Annotated in this window: 16 protein-coding genes; 7 read left to right on the forward strand and 9 right to left on the reverse strand. The window is 59.7% G+C overall.

Annotated elements, in window-relative coordinates:
• Window positions 1-40 precede the first annotated feature (40 nt).
• The 5 genes from BM074_RS12110 to BM074_RS12130 all read left to right on the forward strand — a co-directional run bounded on the left by BM074_RS12110 (window position 41) and on the right by BM074_RS12130 (window position 2486).
• Window positions 41-697, forward strand: a complete 657-nt coding sequence (locus BM074_RS12110; protein WP_244532823.1) for a TetR/AcrR family transcriptional regulator — start codon at window positions 41-43, stop codon at window positions 695-697.
• 184 nt (window positions 698-881) lie between these two features.
• On the forward strand, window positions 882-1451 hold the full coding sequence (locus tag BM074_RS12115) for an SspB family protein (RefSeq protein WP_027231866.1): 570 nt from the start codon (window positions 882-884) through the stop codon (window positions 1449-1451).
• 2 nt (window positions 1452-1453) lie between these two features.
• Window positions 1454-1672 carry a DUF4169 family protein gene (locus tag BM074_RS12120; RefSeq protein ID WP_091922241.1) on the forward strand — a complete coding sequence of 73 codons (219 nt, stop codon included), beginning with the start codon at window positions 1454-1456 and terminating at the stop codon, window positions 1670-1672.
• On the forward strand, window positions 1669-1899 hold the full coding sequence (locus BM074_RS12125) for a ribbon-helix-helix domain-containing protein (RefSeq protein WP_027231867.1): 231 nt from the start codon (window positions 1669-1671) through the stop codon (window positions 1897-1899). The genes BM074_RS12120 and BM074_RS12125 overlap by 4 nt, the downstream gene beginning before the upstream one ends.
• Before the next feature lie 101 nt (window positions 1900-2000).
• The gene (locus BM074_RS12130; protein ID WP_027231868.1) at window positions 2001-2486 is read left to right on the forward strand and encodes a VOC family protein; all 486 of its coding nucleotides are present in this window, start codon (window positions 2001-2003) and stop codon (window positions 2484-2486) included.
• Window positions 2487-2516: 30 nt separating this feature from the next.
• Here the strand turns inward: BM074_RS12130 and BM074_RS12135 are convergent, their stop codons facing one another.
• From BM074_RS12135 to BM074_RS12160, 6 genes are all read right to left on the reverse strand, one after another.
• Window positions 2517-6302 carry an AsmA family protein gene (locus tag BM074_RS12135; RefSeq protein ID WP_348271660.1) on the reverse strand — a complete coding sequence of 1262 codons (3786 nt, stop codon included), beginning with the start codon at window positions 6300-6302 and terminating at the stop codon, window positions 2517-2519.
• Between the two features lie 124 nt (window positions 6303-6426).
• Window positions 6427-7836, reverse strand: coding sequence for an FAD-binding oxidoreductase (locus tag BM074_RS12140; RefSeq protein ID WP_091922245.1), 1410 nt, complete (start codon window positions 7834-7836; stop codon window positions 6427-6429).
• Window positions 7837-8059: 223 nt separating this feature from the next.
• Window positions 8060-8425, reverse strand: a complete 366-nt coding sequence (locus BM074_RS12145) for a DUF2185 domain-containing protein (protein ID WP_027231871.1) — start codon at window positions 8423-8425, stop codon at window positions 8060-8062.
• An 8-nt stretch (window positions 8426-8433) separates the two neighbouring features.
• Window positions 8434-9387 carry a hypothetical protein gene (locus BM074_RS12150; RefSeq protein ID WP_091922247.1) on the reverse strand — a complete coding sequence of 318 codons (954 nt, stop codon included), beginning with the start codon at window positions 9385-9387 and terminating at the stop codon, window positions 8434-8436.
• A gap of 84 nt (window positions 9388-9471) precedes the next feature.
• Entirely contained in the window at window positions 9472-10359 is an 888-nt protein-coding gene (locus tag BM074_RS12155) for a dienelactone hydrolase family protein (RefSeq protein WP_091922249.1), read from the reverse strand.
• Window positions 10360-10403: 44 nt separating this feature from the next.
• On the reverse strand, window positions 10404-11315 hold the full coding sequence (locus BM074_RS12160; protein ID WP_027231874.1) for a DMT family transporter: 912 nt from the start codon (window positions 11313-11315) through the stop codon (window positions 10404-10406).
• Window positions 11316-11462: 147 nt separating this feature from the next.
• Here BM074_RS12160 and BM074_RS12165 point away from each other — a divergent pair, with 147 nt between their 5' ends.
• Window positions 11463-11933 carry an Lrp/AsnC family transcriptional regulator gene (locus tag BM074_RS12165; RefSeq protein ID WP_027231875.1) on the forward strand — a complete coding sequence of 157 codons (471 nt, stop codon included), beginning with the start codon at window positions 11463-11465 and terminating at the stop codon, window positions 11931-11933.
• A gap of 3 nt (window positions 11934-11936) precedes the next feature.
• Here BM074_RS12165 and BM074_RS12170 read toward each other — a convergent pair whose 3' ends face one another.
• Window positions 11937-14276, reverse strand: coding sequence for a glucose/quinate/shikimate family membrane-bound PQQ-dependent dehydrogenase (locus BM074_RS12170; protein ID WP_091922252.1), 2340 nt, complete (start codon window positions 14274-14276; stop codon window positions 11937-11939).
• Between the two features lie 250 nt (window positions 14277-14526).
• Between BM074_RS12170 and BM074_RS12175 the strand changes: the two genes are divergently transcribed.
• Window positions 14527-16968 (forward strand): ATP-dependent helicase, encoded by a 2442-nt coding sequence (locus BM074_RS12175; protein WP_091922254.1) that lies wholly within the window; start codon window positions 14527-14529, stop codon window positions 16966-16968.
• Window positions 16969-16977: 9 nt separating this feature from the next.
• On the opposite strand, the gene BM074_RS12180 is transcribed toward BM074_RS12175, so the two are convergent.
• Together BM074_RS12180 and BM074_RS12185 are read right to left on the reverse strand one after the other, a co-directional pair.
• On the reverse strand, window positions 16978-17811 hold the full coding sequence (locus BM074_RS12180) for an N-acetylmuramoyl-L-alanine amidase (protein WP_091922256.1): 834 nt from the start codon (window positions 17809-17811) through the stop codon (window positions 16978-16980).
• 108 nt (window positions 17812-17919) lie between these two features.
• Entirely contained in the window at window positions 17920-18402 is a 483-nt protein-coding gene (locus BM074_RS12185) for a CreA family protein (protein ID WP_091922258.1), read from the reverse strand.
• Window positions 18403-18449: the final 47 nt, after the last annotated feature.

Here is an 18449-nt window from a genome sequence, read left to right on the forward strand (position 1 = left end):
GACAAATCGTGACGTTGCCCTGAAATCCGCGGGGCCCACCATGCGTGGCCAATGTGCCAAACGCCTTTCCATCCTTGACGCCGCTGCCAACGTGTTTTGCCGCGAAGGCTTTTTCGGAGCGAGTATCGACGAAATTGCCGTCGAGGCCAACGTTTCCCGCCAGACCATCTACAACCACTACCGCGAGAAGGAAACGCTGTTTACCGCCGTCGTCGCCGACGTCATGGACCGGGCCAATGCCGCGCTCTTTTCGGTCCTTGCGACCTTTCCCGAGAAAAGTGACAATCTGGAGAACGAACTGACCGGGTTTGCAATACGTTTGACCGAGAATTGCCTTTGCAATCAGGACGGGCGCTTTTTGCGCAAGCTTGTCCAAAGCGAGGGCGAACGTTATCCGCATCTGTTCGAGGCCTGGCGCCAGCATGGGCCGGGCAAGATTACCATGGCCCTCGCCGCGCTGTTCGCCCGCCTCAACCACAAAGCTATCCTCGACATCGACGATGTCGATGTCGCCGCGCGCCAGTTTCTTGCGCTCGTCAACGCCGACCTGCAGATGGTAACGCTGTTCGGAGAAACGCCGAGCCAGGAACAGATGGAGAGCGCGTCGCGCAACGCGGTCCGCACGTTCCTTCGCGCCTATGCCCCCCAGGGCAACGATTCGAACCGCCCGAGCCCGGCGCTTTCCGTTGTCGGCTGATCATTATTGGCGCGCCATTTTCCCTCTCCGCTCACTGCGCTTAACGATCCGCCCAGCCCATCACGTTAAATTTAAGCGCAGTGCTGACAAGCGGTCGCAATTCCTTTAGCCATGCGCCATAATGGTCGAAATTCGGTCACCCTTTCGCTTGACAGGCAGGGGTGAATCCATGGGATAAGAATGCATGCCACAAGATATGATCCGCTACGATATACTTGCCCAGGAAGCGCTTCGGGGCGTCATCCGCAAAGTGCTCGGCGAAGTTGCCAAGGCAGGTCTCCCGGGCAATCATCATTTCTTCGTCACCTTCCTGACTGGCGCGCCCGGCGTGCGAATCTCGACCCGGCTGCACGAGAAATATCCCGAGCAGATGACGATCGTGTTGCAGCATCAGTTCTGGGACATGCAGGTGACCGACACGCAGTTCGAGGTTGGCCTCTCCTTCGGCGACGTGCCGGAGCGCCTCGTCGTGCCGTTCTCGGCCATTCGCGGCTTTTATGATCCTTCGGTCAATTTCGAACTTGAATTCGATGTCGAGATTGCTGAAACAGTCGGGGACAATGATCAGGGTGTCACCAGCATCGCGCCTGCCCAGCCCGAAAAGCCCAAGGTCGCAACGCCCAGCGCCAAGCCGAAGCCGCCCGTCAAGGCAGCGAAGAAGCCTGCAAAGGCAGGCGGCGAAGCTGCTGAGGAAAACGGCGAGAAATCATCGGCTTCAGTCGTATCGCTGGACTCCTTCCGCAAGAAAAAATAGCCGTGGGCGAGATCGTCAACCTTCGCCTGGTCAAGAAGCGCAGGGCCAAGGACGCAAAGGACAAGCACGCCGCCGAGAACCGCATCCGGTACGGTCGCACCAAGGTCGAAAAGAAATTCGAACGCGATGAGACCAACAAGGCCGCGCGCTTTCTCGACGTCAATAGGCTGGAAAAGCCCGACGCCGCCGACCCGGCTGACGTGCCTACGGACAAGACGTGAGCGCCGTCCGCAAGCGCTCGGTTTCCATTCATGGCCACCGCACGAGCTTTTCGCTCGAAGACGCCTTCTACGACCTTCTGCTCGACATCGCCAAAGCCCGCAATCTGACCATCGCCGGCCTCATTGCCGAAGTGGATGAGACCCGCGACCGCAATTCCAATCTTTCGTCGGCGTTAAGGCTTCATGTTCTCGGTTGGGTGAGAAACGCCGGCAACAATCGTCCGTAAATAGCTGTTGCGACTCTGCAAAAAAATATCGGCCAAGTGTAGGCCCGGCCCATGCTCGTTCGTCCTCGGAGCGGTTGAATTCAAATCGAAAGGAAGGATAGATGCCAGCCAACCAGAAGATTACGCCATGCCTTTGGTTCGACGGAAATGCTGAGGACGCGATTGAGTTCTATTTGTCGGTTTTCAAGGATTCGAAGGTTCTTGAAATAACCCACTGGGGCAAGAGCGACCCGGAAAAGGAAGGCAAGGTATTGATCGCCAAGTTCCAGTTGGCAGGCGAGGAATATCTCGCCCTTAATGGCGGACCGCAGTTCAGATTCACCGAGGCCGTGTCCCTCACCGTCGACTGCGCCAACCAGGAAGAAATCGATTACTACTGGGAAAAACTGACAGCCGATGGCGGCGAACCCGGACCATGCGGCTGGCTCAAGGACAAGTTTGGCCTGTCATGGCAGATCGTTCCATCGCTGATCATGGAAATGCTGCAGGACAAGGACGTGGACCGGTCGACGCGCGTCATGAATGCATTGATGGATATGCACAAGCTTGAAATCGCCGAGCTGCAACGGGCCTATGACGCCGGATAGACCGCGCTCATCGACGGAATTCTCCCCGACCTAAAATTTTGGTTCGAGCGTCTTCAAAAACTCGTCGACGGACTGCTTGTTTATCGTACCCGATCCCTGTGACGGGGCCACAGCTGCGCCGCCCTGCCCTTGCGCGGGCGGCGTTTGTCCCTGTTCAAGGGCCTTCTGGGCCGCAGCTTCGTCCGCCGCTCTCTTTGCTGCAGCCGCCCGCTCCTCGGCGGCGCGTTTTTCCGCCTCGGCGCGTTCAGCCGCTTCCCTTGCCTCTTGTTCAGCCTTCAACCGCGCCTCTTCGGCAAGACGCTGCCTTTCGTCCGCACGCGCCTGGAAGAGTTGAGCCTCGCGGCGCAGCCGCTGCTTTTCGACAAGCGCCGCCTGCATGGCGTCGACCCGCTGTTGCTCGCGTTCAAGCGCCCGCTGCGTCAGAAATTGCTCCAATGGCTGCTGGTTGAGCGTCACCTTCGGTGCTGCCCAAGGTCCATAGAGGCTGAACTCGACGACGGGATCGGCCCCGGCCACGATCGACTTTCCGGGATCGAAAACGAAACGTCCCTGCGACGCGACGGTGAGATCCGGAAAGTTGACACGAAGATCGGCGCCAAGCGTTGCCCCTTCGCTCGCCAACTGGAACGTCGATGTCCGCGCCATGCCGCCGGCGATGGTGAAGGCAAATTCGGCAGCGCCGGCCTTGAACTCACCAGTGTTGAGATATTTGCCGATCGTGGCGTCGATCATTGCCGGGGTAACCGGCCCGTCGGCCGCATCCGTATCCGTCACAATCGGCGTCAATGCCGCTGGATTGAGAGCATTGATCGCAAGATCGGCGACAGAAATGACACCGGAACCCGCCACCGATTGCATCATCTCGGCCACTGACGTGCCGGTTGCATTGACCGATGCCGAAATTTTTGTCTTGCCGCGGAGCGGCACGAAGGGGATTACGTCCTCATCGGGCTTGTAAAGCGTATCGAGCGCCGTACCGTCCAGGGTGAACTGACCTGTTGCCAGTCCCGTTCCGCTGGTATTGCGCAGTTCGAACATGCCGTTGAAATTGCCGCCGAGAATATCCCCCTTCGCGTCATCGAAGCGTAGCGATCCGTCTTTCAGCGCCGTGTTTGCCTGAAATTTGCCGATCGTCCCGAGGAAACCGGCATCCGCCTCGTTTGCATTAAGCTTCAGCTTGAAATTCAGGGGAAATAGCGGTGTGCCCGAAAACGTCGTCGTCGGCCATGGCCCGCGTGCCTCCGCTTGGAGCGCGCTGGTCCCGAGCATGAAGTCACCGAGAGTCGCAAGATCGAGATGCGCCACATTCAAATCGCCTTGAACGTCGGGGACCTGGTTGGCGATTTCTATTCCGAGCCGTCCGCCGACCTTGGTGCCGCTCACCTGGCCCGCAAGATCGGGAAGGTTAAGCCTGCCCTTGCCAAGTTGAAAGCTGCTCGCGAGATCCACGGGCATGCCATCGCCAAAGCCTGGAAGCGTGTAGCCTGCCGTCGCGATATAGGGTTCGAGGTCCGCTGCCTTGATCGAGGCCCTTCCTTCGCCACTGAGAACATCGCCGATATTGCGAAACACGCCATCGACGAGCGCCTGTCCGTCCGATGCTTTAAGCGAAAGTTGCGTCTGCAGCCCGTCCTTCTCGTTGCCCTTCAAGGCAAGATCCGCTTCAAGCCCGCCAGCAAGCCCAAGAGGCAGCGCCGGCAGGCCGATGAACGCCATCAGGGCTTCCGCCTGTTCGCTGCGCGAATCCATGGTGAGTTCGAGGCTTCGCAAACCCTCGCTGTTCTTCGAGGTCGTACCTGAAAGCGTGACGTCCATCCCGCCGGTCTTGCCGGCCGCGCTCAAGGAGAACTCGTTGGCACCGCTTTTTCCCTGCAGGCTATTGGCGAGAACGTTAAGCTTGGTTTCCTCAAAAAGGCCGGGATAGCTTACCGCATGCTGGCTGAGCGACGTTATGAATGGGAAGTCGGGAAACCTTCGCGCCATGGCCGTCACGAAGGGAGCAAGGTTGTCGGAAAGCACGGTCGAATCTATCGAGCCCGATGGTTCCGCCTTGAAGGGTTCGAGCTTGCCGGTTGCGGTAATGGTTGCCCCGGCGACATTGCCGATCGTCAGGCGATCAATATCGAAGACGCCGTCGCGCAGGCGGAATGAGGTGTCGAGCGTTTCTGCGACAAGGCCGCCATGGGTAACCGGTCCGGCTTTGAGATGCACATCGAGGTCCTGCCCGCGCAATTGCGGTGAACCATCGTCCGAAGGCTGGCCATTATTGCCGAAGATGGCGGCGAATGCTTCAAGCGCATCCGCGTCAAGCGCGCCGCCCTCGAGCACCAATTGCGTCAGCGGCAGGGATTCGCCCTTGGCGCTTCGCAGAAGCGAACCCTTCAGCGAGGCCCCGCCAAGGGCAACCTCGAGATTGTCGATCTTCTGCAGGTCATCGCGCAGGCTTACATCGCCGGAAAAGCCCGCGCCAGGCAGACGCCGGATGGCTTCGTCGACCGAATTGGTCAGCCATGCTGCGAGCCCGGAGGGCTGCCGAGAAGCGACGAGCAACCGGCCGTCGAAGCCGAAATCATCGCCGACCCTTAAGGTACCCTTTGCCTCGAATTGCGTGCGTCCCGGCAGTTCGGCCCGCAACTGGTTGATCGTCCAGCCGGCTGCGGATGGCGCAGCGTCGATGGTGACGGAGCGGATGGTCGTATCGCCCGCAACGATCGCGGGCAGTTTGAGGTCGATCCTGCCCGGCACTGTTGGAATTGGCAGCTGGTCCATGAGGCGGCGGAACACCGCCAGACGCTCGGCCGCCGTTATCGGGGTCGGCGTTGCGCCTTTCGCCGGCTGAGCCTGCTCCGCGAACGTGACCTGCTGGCCATCTGCCCTCACTTCGAAGTGGGGGTTCTTGCCATAATCGAACAAGGCGGTGCCATTCACCACATAAGGATCGTCCACGGGCCCCTGCTCCATACGAAACTCGGGGATCGTCACCTTGGCGTGGTCGGCCTCGAAGCGGCCTGTCACGCGCAGGCTGGACAATAGCGGCTTTGCTTTTTTCTGCTCGACTTTGGCGCCTGTTGCCGCCGCGACTTCATCGGCGGAGCGAATGGCGATACTGCCGGTATATTTAAGGCCGCTGTTCTGAAGCGAAACGAGACCGTCGGTTTCGAACGAGGCCGGAACACTGTCAGGGGTGAAGCGGGTGCGCAGGTTCATCGTACCATCGGGTTTGACCGCGCCCGTGGATGCAGTAACGGCGGTCTTCTTGCCGTTGAAGAACAGCGTGCCATCGAAGCTCCAGGGTCCGGACAGATCGTTCGCTGCAAGCGTGGCATCCAGATTGGTAACCGTACGCGTGGTTCCCGTCGAAGCATCACGGATGATGATCGATCCGTCCGTGATGCGCATGTCTTCAAGCCGTACCTGCGCGGAATGAAACGGCGTACGCGGACGGATCGCCCAGTCGAACGCCTCGTCCTTGTCGATCCGAACGGTGGCCCGCGGATTCTCGATGCGCATGTCGAAAATCAGGATTTCGCCGCGTATGAAGGGCGCAAGCTCCGCATCCATTGAGAACTTGTCGATCGTCATGACAGGCTCGGTGCCGGGATCGCCGACCCGCACATCGGAGAATGTTACCGAAGGAAACGGCAGGAGACGCGCGCTCGCGCTGCCCGCAACCGTAACGGGGCGGCCCAGAAGCGCCGACGCCTCCCGCTCGAACGACGAACGATAACCGGCCCAGTCGACGAAATAAGGCACGATCAGCGCTGCAGTCAGCACCAGGACGAGGAGTCCACCAATGAAAACAAAAAGGCGTGCCAGGTTCCCGCTCCGATCACTCTATCTTGGGCGCTATAGCAGAAGATTGCGCACGCGGGCGTGACGAGCGCCTCGCTCGCACGCAATCCTCAGAAAAAGGTTCAGCGCCCCGAATCAACTTGCAAGCTCAAAGCCGTAAGATCTTGCCGGGATTCATGATATTGCCCGGATCGATGGCGCGCTTAATCGTTTCCATGACATCGACCGCACCGCCAAGCTCGGCTCTCAGGAACTTGATCTTGCCCTGCCCTATGCCGTGCTCGCCGGTGCAGGTACCATCCATTGCGATGGCCCGCAAATTGAGGCGCTCGACGAAGGCTTCGACCTTTTGTATCTCCTCGGGGTTCTTTTCATCGAACAGCACGAGCACATGGAAGTTGCCGTCTCCCGCATGGCCGACGATCGGCGCGATGAGGCCGCTGCTCTCGATGTCGGTTTCTGTCTCTACAATGCATTCCGCCAATCGCGAGATCGGCACGCAGACATCCGTCGACAGCGACTGCTTGCCCGGAGCGAGCGTCATGCAGGCGAAGTAGGAGTTGTGCCGCGCCGACCAGAGTTTCTCCCGCTCCTCAACATTGGCGGTCCATTTGAATGCGCCGCCGCCATTGGCCGCAGCGATTTCGCCGAAGAGCTCCGCCTGTTCCGCGACCCCGGTTTCACTGCCGTGGAACTCGAGGAAGAGGTAAGGTGCCGGTTCGTAGTCGAGCTTTGAATAGGCAATCATTGCCTGCATTTCGATCTGGTTGACGAGTTCGATGCGCGCCACGGGAATGCCCATCTGGATGGTTTCGATCACCGTGTTGCAGGCGCTCTCGAGATCGGGGAACGCACAGATGCCGCCAGAAATCGCCTGCGGAATGCCGTAGAGCTTGAGCGTGAGTTCAACAATGATGCCGAGCGTGCCTTCGGAACCTATGAGGAGCCGCGTCAGGTCATAGCCCGCGGATGTCTTCTTCACCCGTTTCGACGTGGTGATGAGACGACCGTCGGGCATCACGGCTTTCACAGCCAGAACGTTCTCGCGCATTGTGCCGTAGCGCACTGCATTCGTTCCCGAGGCGCGCGTCGCCGCCATTCCGCCGAGGCTCGCATTGGCGCCGGGATCGATCGGGAAGAACAGCCCGGTATCGCGCAGATATTCGTTAAGCTCCTTGCGCGTAACCCCAGGTTCGACAACGACATTCAGGTCTTCGCTATAGACTTTCAGAATGCGGTTCATGCGCGACAGATCGATCGATATGCCGCCGGCCGGCGCGTTCACATGGCCTTCGAGGGAAGTGCCTGTTCCAAACGCGATGACCGGTACCTGCCACTCTCCGCAAAGGCGCACGACCTCCTGCACGTCCTCGACGGATTCGGCGAAAACGACGAGATCGGGAGCCTGGTTCGGAACGTAGCTCGTGGTGTGGGCATGCTGTTCGCGAATGGATTTGCCGGTTTGGGCATTATCGCCGAAGCGCTTCTTGAGAATCGATACGACAGTTGCAATTCCGTTCTCGTTGCGCAGCAATGCCTCTGCGTCTGCCAGTGCCATTTCAGTCTCCACCCTTCCGCGCATCGTTTACGGCCGAAACGGCCACAAGCTCATGCATGCGCGTTCGCACACTCTTTTTGACCACCACCCGCGCACAAGCGAGGGCTGGGCACAACAATCGAGGATTCATCGATTATCACTGCATTTTCGGGGAATGCACGTGACTTGTCCAGTTGTAACTCAGTGTGAAAGCTGCCGGCCCAGCGCGTCGCAACGCCGCGTGTCAGTCTTCCTCGTCGTCATCGTCGTCCGGATGCCAATCGGTCACCGCGACGAAGCGTTCCTGCTGACCCGTCTTCTCGAAGACGCTGCCAACGGGAGCGTCCAGCAAGGGGATAATGCTCGGATCGTAATTGGCGATCGTATTGACGTCAAAGATGCCGCTGTTTTCCGGATCTTCCATGTAGTCGTCGCTCTCGAAGCCGGAAAGGAAGCGCCAGCCACTGTCGAACTCGTTGTCGGGGTCTTCGCGGTACATGAAACGCACCGGAAAACCATCGATCGTTATCGTGTCCGTAGCGATGCAGCCACCATAGTTTCGAATCAATGGCCGTATCTGGTCTTCACTGAGTCGATAGCTCTTTTCCATGACTAATTTTAATTGATCGTCATGGATTTGGCTAGTTTACGGAAGCGATCGGCGTATTTGGCCTTCTCACTCTCGCGAACGATCAGGATGGCGCGGACATAGCGGCTGGCCTCGAAACGGGCAATTTGAGCGACGTAGAGAGGATCGCCGCTCGCCGCATCCTTGGCGCTGCCGTCGATTTCCACCCATTCGGCGCCATCGGCTTCCGAACTCGATTCATTGTCGGAACTGACATCCTTGATGCCGGTCAGCGACGCAAACGCTTGCCTGGCAAAGTCCATGCGCGTGGACGGCTCGGGCGCCGTATTGAGATTTGAGGCGATGATTACCATCGGCTGTGTGGAGTTCGTCGCAACGTCGTTTGCTCCTTCGGTCAAAAGAAACGTCGCGCCGGCAATGACGCGCACAGGACGAAAGCCTGCCATGTCGGTCAGCTTGAAGGGGAGCGATGCGATCTGTTCTTCGAGGCTTGGCGGCGCACGCACGACGATGCTGTGCAGCGCCTGATCGACATCGGCATCGGACAGGCCGCCTTCGACGCCATCGGGAATTTGCACCGTGACCATGGCCGTCGTCGATTGTGCGCCGACGAGCACGATCCATTTGCGATATTTTATGCCTGCCGCCATCTGGCTGCCGCGCATGAGCTTGGAGACGACCGCGCCCTGAACCGGCCAGTTTTCAGGCTGGCCCACAGTTTCGATGCCCGTCTCGCGCAGGCCCTCGGGATTGAATTTCGCCGCCAGTGCCGCATAGGCGTCGGCGGGCATTTCGGTGACGACGACGGAGGTACCTTTGGCTGCGTCTTCGAAACCGCTGAAATTGGTGGAAAGCACCAGCCCGGGCGGCGGGACAAGCCCTATGCTCGATCCGCCCGGAAATACGACATCATCAGCGCGGCTTGCCCCAATGCCGGCGAGCAGCAACATCAGAAAGCTTAGGGCAATTGTGACCAGGCGCATTGGCGGTTCCTTACGTGAACGTCATCCAGAAGTAGTGCTCCGCGACGCTTCCCGCAAGCTGTTGGCCTCGTTCGCTGTTTCGCGCTAGCCCAGGTTCTTCTTGAAGAAGCCGATTGTCCTGCCCCAGGCAAGCTCGGCGGCCTTCTTGTCGTAACGCGCCTCCGAGGTATCATTGTTGAAAGCGTGATTGGCGCCATCATAGACAAAGATTTCGAAGGTCTTGCCGTTCGCCTCGAGCGCCTTCTTGTAGGCGTCGATGCCCGCATTGATGCGTGTATCGAGCCCGGCATAGTGCAGGAGGAGCGGCGCCTTGATCTTCGGCACGTCTTCAGCCTTGGGCTGGCGCCCGTAATAGGCGACACCTGCGCCAAGATCGGGCGCATTGACGGCAAGGTCATTGACAAGCCCGCCGCCCCAGCAGAAGCCGACGACCCCGACCTTGCCGTTGGTGGCCTTGTCGTTCTTCAGATAGTCGATGGTCGCGACACCTTCGGCAATCGCCGTGCTGGCATCGAGCGCCCCGATCATGTCGCGGGCCTTGTCCTCATCCGGCGGCGTTCCTCCCGAAACGGACAACAGGTCAGGCGCGAGCGCAACAAAGCCTTCGAGCGCCACGCGCCGCGCGACATCGCGGATATGATCGTTCAAGCCACGATTTTCATGGATGACGACGACGCCGGGAAGCTTGCCGGACGCATCGGCAGGGCTTGCCCTATAGCCCTTGATCTCGCCTTTGGATCCGGGAAACACGACATCCTTCGTGAGCAGGCGCTTGTCGTCGGCAGCGACGATGGCCGCTCTCGCGGAATTTGCCGCCAGCAGCGGGGCGATCATGGCGGCAGCAGCACCCGAGCCGGCAAGCTTGGTCAATTTGTCCATGAAAGAGCGCCGGTCAAGCGTCAGGTGCGTATACTCGTCATAGGCATCGACCATGGCCTGCGTGATTTTCGGAGTAGCGTTAGGATCGTTCATGACAGCCTCACCCTTGTTGGGGGGCGAGGCGCCGACCTTTCACATCAGCGCTTGCAGCGGTGTGAAAGGATGCCGGTTGAGAGGGCAACGCCAAGCCCGGTTATCAATGCTGCCGCAATCTCCCAGACGCCGACCGGTTCGTCAAGGAAGATGGCACCGCCAAGCGCGGCAAGAACCGGCGTGAGGGCGCTGAAGGCCGCTGCCTGGCTGCCGCCCAGCACACGCACAGCGATCCCATAGGCGAGCATGGCGGCGAGGCCCGACAGGATGCCCTGGCTGAGAAACTGCAACGCGATCTCCGCCAGGGGAACGCTGGTGATGGCCGTACCGAAGACAAGCGCGAGGCCAATGTGGATGATGAAAGACCAGACCGCAATCAACGCGCCGCCTTCAAGCGCCGTGAGGCCGGAGCGCTTGAACGCATGCGTATAGCCGGCCCACAGGAGAGCTCCCAGCGGCAGAAAGGTAAAGCTGATCCACCCGATCGCGTGGCTGCCGAGCGCGATGGTGAGAAGTATCGCAAGACCGGCCACGATTGCGGCAAGGCCGAGCCAGCGGGTGAAATCCGGCCGCTCGCCGAAGACGACCACGCCGATCAGTGCGGCAGCAAGCGGCATCGATCCGCCGAGCAATACGCCCACCGCCGAAGCAGGCGTGGAATGGATGGCAAAGGTGGTGATCTGGAAGAAGAGTGCCCCTGCCCCGCAGACCATGATGGCGACAAGCTTGACTGGCACGCCGCGCGGAATGAGCCCGGTTCTGAGCCAGACCGGCGCAAGGACCAGCGCCGGAACACCATAGCGGATCAAGCCGAGATCGATGGTGCCAAGGTGTGTTGCGCTGCTGTGCCGGGTGGCGATGATCCACGTCGCCCAGATAAGGATGGTAATCAATGCGCCGGCGTAACCGGCTCCCAGTGAATTGGACTTCTTCATTTCGGGGGCAAGAGCAACCATCGGAATGTCCTTTCGTTTTCGTCCGAAACATCGTTCGGTTGACAGAACAATAGGGCAAACGGTCGAAGCATGTCCTTGCAAGTTGATGCCGCTCTACTTATGCTTTCAGCAACTTTCGGGAAGCTCGAACCCTGTAAAAGGTCATTTATGCCAAATATGGATAATTTCGATATCGGCATTCTTGAAGCGTTGCAGGAGGATGCGCGTGCAACCAACGTGGAGATCGCCGAGAAGGTGAACCTCTCCCCGTCCCCCTGCCTGCGGCGTATCCGCAACCTCGAGAAATCCGGCGTGATCCGCGGCTACCGCGCCGACATCGACCGCAAGGCCGTAGGCCTCGGCTTGACGGTTTTCGTGGAAATAAAGGTCGGGCACCACAGCCGCGAAAACTCGGAAGCGCAGCAGGCCGCGCTCCTGGCGATGCCCGAGGTCACGGCCGCTTTCCTCATTTCAGGCACGGCAGATTTTCTGGCCGAAGTGGTGGTCGAAGACCTCAGCGCCTATGAACGATTCCTCACCGACAAGTTGCTCCTTCTGCCCGGCGTCGCCGATATACGCTCCAACTTCGCCATTCGGACGGTAAAGACCGGCGCGCCGCTGAAATTGCCGCAGCGATGATGCTTACTTCGGCAATGTATAGGCCATGACGTAATCGCCGGGCTTGGTTCCGACCGAACCGTGACCGCCGGCGACGATGACGACATATTGCTTTCCGTCGGCGAGCGCATAGGTCATCGGCGTCGACTGGCCGCCGGCTGGCAACCGCGTCTCCCACAATTGCTTGCCGCTCGTGAGATCGTAGGCCCTGAGGTAATCATCGACGGCCGCGCCGAGGAAGGCGACGCCGCCTGCCGTGATCATCGGCCCGCCGATGCCCGGCACCCCGACCTTGAAGGGCAAGGGCAGCGGCGAAGAATCGCGCACAGTGCCGTTGCGGCGCTTATAGGCGATCTTGCCGGTGCGCAGATCCGCGCCGGCGACATAGCCCCACGGCGGCGCTTGGCAAGGCAAGCCAAGCGGCGAGACGAACGGCCCCATATAGACCGCATAGGGGGCGCCTTCATTGCGGTTGAGGCCCTGCTCGCTGCCTTTCGTGCCCGCGCCGGGCGGCGGCACTTCGGCACGCGGCACCAGCCGCGAAGTGAAGGCGAGATAGGTCGGCATGCCGAACATCACCTGGCGCGCCGGATCAACCGCCACACTGCCCCAGTTGAACACACCGAAATTGCCGGGATAGATCAGCGAGCCTTGCAGCGAGGGCGGCGTATAGCGCCCGTCATAGCGCAGGCGAAGAAACTCGACGCGGCAGGCGAGTTGGTCGAACATCGACACGCCCCACATGTCCTTGCCTGTCAGACGCTGCGGCATAAAGGTAAGGTCCGAAACCGGCTGCGTCGGTGACGTGAAATCGCCTTCTATGGCGCCCGTTGGCGCCGCCACCTCGTTGACCGGTATGATCGGTTCGCCCGTGCGCCGGTTAAGAACATAGATGTCGCCCTGCTTGGTGGGGCCGACCAGGGCTGGCACCGAGCCCGTAGCCGTATTGATGTCGACAAGCACCGGCTGGGCCGGAATGTCCATGTCCCAGAGGTCGTGATGCACGGTCTGGCGCACCCAGCGCAACTGTCCGGAGTTCAGATCGAGGGCAACGATGGATGAGGAGAATTTCTCGACATTCTCGCTGCGCCCGGCTCCCAGCTGATCGGGCGTCTGGTTGCCGAGCGGCACGAAGAGGAGGCCAAGCTTCTCATCGACGCTGGATACCGACCAGCTGTTCGGTGAGTTATGCGTATAAGTCTGTCCTTCGGGCAACGGCGTCGTTACGTCCGGATTGCCGGAATCCCAGTTCCAGATCAGGGCGCCGGTATTGATGTCGAAGGCGCGGATGACCCCGGATTGTTCGTGGACCGAGTAATTGTCATTGACGGCGCCGCCGACAATGATCTTGCCAGCTGCTATGACCGGCGGCGATGTCGAGTAGTAATAGCCGGCGGGATTGTAAGGCATGCCCTTTTCAAGATGGACTGTGCCTTTGTCGCCGAAGGATGGGCAGATTTGGCCATTGGCCGCATCGAGGGCAATCAGACGGGCGTCAGATGTCGGCAGATACACGCGCTCGGCGCAGGGTTGCCCCGCCGTCACATTCGGATCGGCATAATAGGAGACGCCGCGACACGTCTGATGCTGGCGATCCGGGTTGAGACCGACATTCGGATCGAACTTCCATTTCTCCTTGCCCGTCGCCGCATCGATAGCGATCGCCCAATTGTGCGGCGTGCACAGGTAGAGCGTATCGTGGACCTTGAGCGGCGTGACCTGATAGGTGGTTTCCCCAACGTCCTGCGGCAGCTTCACATCGCCGGTCTGATATTGCCAGGCGAGCTGCAGGTTGCCGACATTCTCGGTCGTGATTTGCTTCAGCGGCGAATAGCGCTGGCCATAGGGCGTGCGGCCATATTGGTGCCATTCATTGTCCGGCACATTGCCGCCAAGGTCAGGCGTGGCAACGATGACTTCCTTGCTGAGTTCGCCCACGATCTCAAGCGGATCGCCTGTCATCGCGTAGCCAGCAACGCCGAGCCCGACGATTGCCGCAATGCCCAATGGCAGTGCCGGCAGAAAATCAGAGGGCGACCGCCCCTCCTCCTCGTTGAGCTCACGCCAGATCCATGGGGTCAGTAACCAGAGCGCGAAAAGCATGATCACGCCGCCGCGCGGCGCAAGCTGCCACCAGTCGAACCCGATCTCCCAGATCGCCCAGGCCAATGTGCCTATGACCAGAACGGCGTAGATGATGAGGGCGGAACTGCGCTTGCGAAAAAGCTGGATCGACGTGGCAAGGAAGAGGATGCCAGCGATGAGATAGTACCAGCTGCCGCCGAGAATAATGAGCCAGATCCCGCCGACGCCAAGCACCGCTGCAAAGATGAAGAAGATGAGCGCCGTCAGAGTGATTGCCATGGTGGGGGTCCTTTCCAGGCTCAATCAGGTTCGGTTCGGTGGCCTTGGCATGCGGCTGCGAATGCGCCGGCGGCTGCCAGAGTCGGCTCTGGTCAAAATGGGTAAGCCTTTAAATTGCTTGAAGCAATATCGACTAAGGAACAATGCAACCGGAGATATACACCGCTCAAGCCCTCTTAGCGCGCGCCCGTTCTCTTTTTGTATCGCTTTTATCTGGTTTTTCGATCCCGAATCATTACATTGGGTTCAAATGGCCGGATTGCCTGACGATATTCCATTCTTCGATGAACCTGAGGCGCCGCGGCGTCCATCGGGCATAGCTGCGCGCGCCATGCAGGCGCGGGGCGCACCGCCTTACCTCAATGGCCTTAATCCCGAGCAACGCCTTGCCGTGGAGACGACGGAGGGACCGGTCCTCGTCCTCGCCGGTGCCGGCACGGGCAAGACCCGGGTTCTGACCTCCCGCATCGCGCATATCCTCTCACTTGGTAAAGCCTATCCGAGCCAGATACTCGCCGTGACCTTCACAAACAAGGCCGCGCGCGAGATGAAAGAGCGCATCGGGGTCCTTGTCGGCGGCGCCGTCGAAGGCATGCCCTGGCTTGGCACGTTTCACTCGATCGGTGTCAAGCTCCTGCGCCGGCACGCCGAACTTGTCGGGCTCAAATCCGATTTCACCATTCTCGATACGGACGATGTGATCCGCCTCATCAAGCAGATCATCCAAGCCGAGGGAATTGACGACAAGCGCTGGCCGGCCAAGCAATTCGCGCTGATGATCGACAGCTGGAAAAACAAGGGCCTCGGTCCGGCTGAGATACCGGAGGGCGATGCGCGGTCATTTGCCAACGGCAAGGGGCGCGAACTCTATACGGCCTATCAAAACCGCTTGAAGACGCTCAATGCCTGCGATTTCGGCGATCTTTTATGTCATCCGATCCGCATGTTCCGCGCCAATCCGGATGTCCTGAAGGAATATCACGCAAAGTTCCGCTACATTCTGGTCGACGAGTATCAGGACACCAACACCGCCCAATATATGTGGCTGCGCCTGATTTCGCAGGGGTCGAAGAATGTCTGTTGCGTCGGCGACGACGACCAGTCCATCTATGGCTGGCGCGGCGCGGAGGTGGACAATATCCTGCGCTTCGAGAAGGATTTCCCCGGCGCCAAGGTCATCCGCCTCGAGCGCAACTATCGCTCGACCGCACATATTCTCGGTGCTGCCTCCTACCTCATCTCGCACAATGAAGGCCGGCTCGGCAAAACGCTCTTCACCGATGCGGCAAACCCAGACGATGCCAAGGTGAATGTCCACGCCGCCTGGGATTCCGAAGAGGAAGCCCGTGCTGTCGGCGAAGAAATCGAGCAGGCGCAGCGTCGCGGGCACAATCTCAACGACATGGCGATCCTCGTGCGCGCCTCCCACCAGATGCGCGAATTCGAAGACCGCTTCGTCACGCTCGGACTGAACTACCGGGTCGTTGGCGGACCGCGGTTTTACGAACGCCTCGAGATACGCGATGCCCTCGCCTATCTGCGTGTCGTGGCGCAGACTTCCGACGATCTTGCCCTGGAGCGCATCGTCAACACGCCGAAGCGCGGGCTTGGCGAGGCAGCGATCCGCCAATTGCATGATTATGCCCGCGCCCGCGACATCAGCATGTTCGATGCCGCCGTCGACCTTGTCGAAACTGAAGAGCTGAAGCCAAAGCCGCGTTCAGCGTTGCGCGAAGTCATCGAGAACTTCAAGCGCTGGCAGGCGCTCATCGACAATACGCCGCATACGGAACTCGCCGAGCAAATCCTCGACGAATCCGGTTATACCGCGATGTGGCAGGCGGATCGGTCGGCCGAAGCGCCTGGGCGGTTGGAAAACCTCAAGGAACTGATTCGCTCGATGGAGGAATACGAGTCGCTGCGCTCGTTCCTCGAACATGTCGCGCTGGTCATGGATGCCGAGCGGAACGAGAACCTTGACTCCGTCAACATCATGACGCTGCATTCGGCCAAGGGACTGGAGTTCGAGACGGTATTTCTCCCCGGTTGGGAGGAAGGTCTCTTTCCGAACCAGCGGGCGCTTGACGAAGGCGGAAGGTCCGGCCTCGAAGAGGAGCGCCGCCTCGCCTATGTCGGGCTGACCCGCGCCAAGAAGAACCTTCACATCTGGTTCGTCTCCAACCGGCGCATCCATGGTCTGTGGCAATCGACGATCCCCTCGCGCTTCCTCGAAGAACTGCCGGAAGCGCATGTGGACGTTGTCGCGGGTGGCGATTCCTATGGGGGCTATGGCGGACGCGGCGGTTATGGCCAGTCGCGTTTCGACCGCGCGGACCCGTTCGAGAACAGCTATTCGACCCCCGGCTGGCAGCGCGCGCAGCAGCATCGCTCTGACGCCACGCGCAATAATTGGGGCTCACGCTCCGGCGCGAAGGTGGAGCGGATCGGCTATGGCGAGACGGATTCCGGCTTCGGCGCCGGACGCGGCTCGGTCAAGGGCCGCACCATAGATGGGGAACTCGTGGCAAAATCCGTCAGCGAAACGCCCTCGAACTTCGACGTGGGCGACCGCGTCTTCCATATCAAATTCGGCAACGGCAACGTCTCCTCGATCGAAGGCAACAAGCTGACGATCGATTTCGACAAGGCAGGCCAGAAGCGCGTGCTCGACAGTTTCGTTCAGGCGATTTGATTGGCTGGATTAAACCAGCCAATCGCCGTGAACCCAGCCCGAAAAGTCGGCCTTTCCTGAAGCCTCGAGCACCGAAACGTAGCGCCATTTGCCGCTGGCTTCGTGCACCAAGACCTTCGTACCATCGGGCAGCATATTATGAACCAGCGGGAACGACGCTCCGGCACCGGAGCGGATGTTGAGCCCGCTGGGGCAATGCACGACCATCACCGCATCGCCATCTTCGGCCTCGCCTTTCACCTTGGCCTTGAACGTCGCCATGTCCCAGGCCGGGCCGGGATCGGACTTGCGGCCGGGCGCGATATCGTCGTGGCCGAGAATATCCTCGATGGCATATTCGGCGCAGATCGCCTGGACCGCCGCAATCACGGTCTCGAGCTGCACCGTCGTGAAAACCTCCCACCCGCAATCGGGCGCGCCGAACTTGTGCCTTGCTTCGATAACCTTTTGACTTTCGACAGGCGCACCCGTCCACGATACCCAGCAGGCGCCGCTCTTCTTCAAAGGTCCCCAGTTCTCGATCTCGATGCCGATCGCAGAATTGTTAAGACCGGAATATTGCCGGCCGCCCTTGCCGGTCCACCGGCTTTTACCCGCGTGCCACGCAACCTTGTCGAAGGGCACGCACTGACAGATCGAGCCATCGCGGCACACGACGAGGTGAGCCGCGACATTGGCCGACTTTTGCGAAAAATATCGGGCGATATCGGCGTCCGGCCCACTTGCAGTATAGTGAATAACGATGAATTTCGGCGCCAGCGCGCCGCCGACATTGGGAGAAGCAACGAACGGAAGCTGGGAACCGATCGGAGCAAGCCTATGATTTTTAATCGTGAATTTCATGACCAGTTTCCTTGATGTAGAACTGGTCCTAACCTACACGTTATAAGAATAAATTCCTATTAGACGAACGGGCTACTATTTTTCGCCATCCCAGGCCACAGACCTCTATTAGGGCTTGCCCTTGGTCCAGGTCACATTGCCGGCAAAAAGCGGGATGGTCGAGATCGAGGTCTTGGCCGAGCCGTCCTGAACTTGGGTCGCGTGCGCCAGATAGATCAGCGAATTGTTGGGTTTGTCGTAGATGCGGGTGATGACGAGCTTCTTCCAGATAAGGCTGGTGCGCTCAGAGAATACGCGTTCCCCGCCTTCGCCAAGTTCGATATCGCCAATGGTCACCGGGCCCGTCTGCTGGCACGAAATCGACGCATTGGACGGGTCTTCGAACCAGTTGCCCTTTTGCAGCCGATCGATAACCCCGCGGGAGAAAGAAGCAAGGTGGCAGGTCACGCCCTCCACTTTCGGATCATGGACCGCATCGATGACGATATCATTGCCGAACCAGTCGACGCCCACCTTGCCGACCTCCTCGGCTGTTGCCGGCTGGAATGCCGCGGCGCCGAAAAGCATGAGTGCAATCAATGTCTTCTTCATTCAAATCTCCGGAGGTTCAAAACGTTCGCCAGAGACAGTTGGCGATT

Origin of the sequence: Phyllobacterium sp. CL33Tsu, from assembly GCF_900113985.1 — a bacterium.
GTDB classification, from domain to species: domain Bacteria; phylum Pseudomonadota; class Alphaproteobacteria; order Rhizobiales; family Rhizobiaceae; genus Phyllobacterium; species Phyllobacterium pellucidum.

Coding starts and splice junctions, on each gene's coding strand:
- BM074_RS12180 (WP_091922256.1), bottom strand. CDS start 17,811: ATGAAATTCACGATTAAAAATCATAGGCTTGCTCCGATCGGTTCCCAG.
- BM074_RS12115 (WP_027231866.1), top strand. CDS start 882: ATGCCACAAGATATGATCCGCTACGATATACTTGCCCAGGAAGCGCTT.
- BM074_RS12150 (WP_091922247.1), bottom strand. CDS start 9,387: ATGCGCCTGGTCACAATTGCCCTAAGCTTTCTGATGTTGCTGCTCGCC.
- BM074_RS12165 (WP_027231875.1), top strand. CDS start 11,463: ATGCCAAATATGGATAATTTCGATATCGGCATTCTTGAAGCGTTGCAG.
- BM074_RS12110 (WP_244532823.1), top strand. CDS start 41: ATGCGTGGCCAATGTGCCAAACGCCTTTCCATCCTTGACGCCGCTGCC.
- BM074_RS12170 (WP_091922252.1), bottom strand. CDS start 14,276: ATGGCAATCACTCTGACGGCGCTCATCTTCTTCATCTTTGCAGCGGTG.
- BM074_RS12140 (WP_091922245.1), bottom strand. CDS start 7,836: ATGGCACTGGCAGACGCAGAGGCATTGCTGCGCAACGAGAACGGAATT.
- BM074_RS12130 (WP_027231868.1), top strand. CDS start 2,001: ATGCCAGCCAACCAGAAGATTACGCCATGCCTTTGGTTCGACGGAAAT.
- BM074_RS12175 (WP_091922254.1), top strand. CDS start 14,527: ATGGCCGGATTGCCTGACGATATTCCATTCTTCGATGAACCTGAGGCG.
- BM074_RS12160 (WP_027231874.1), bottom strand. CDS start 11,315: ATGGTTGCTCTTGCCCCCGAAATGAAGAAGTCCAATTCACTGGGAGCC.
- BM074_RS12185 (WP_091922258.1), bottom strand. CDS start 18,402: ATGAAGAAGACATTGATTGCACTCATGCTTTTCGGCGCCGCGGCATTC.
- BM074_RS12155 (WP_091922249.1), bottom strand. CDS start 10,359: ATGAACGATCCTAACGCTACTCCGAAAATCACGCAGGCCATGGTCGAT.
- BM074_RS12145 (WP_027231871.1), bottom strand. CDS start 8,425: ATGGAAAAGAGCTATCGACTCAGTGAAGACCAGATACGGCCATTGATT.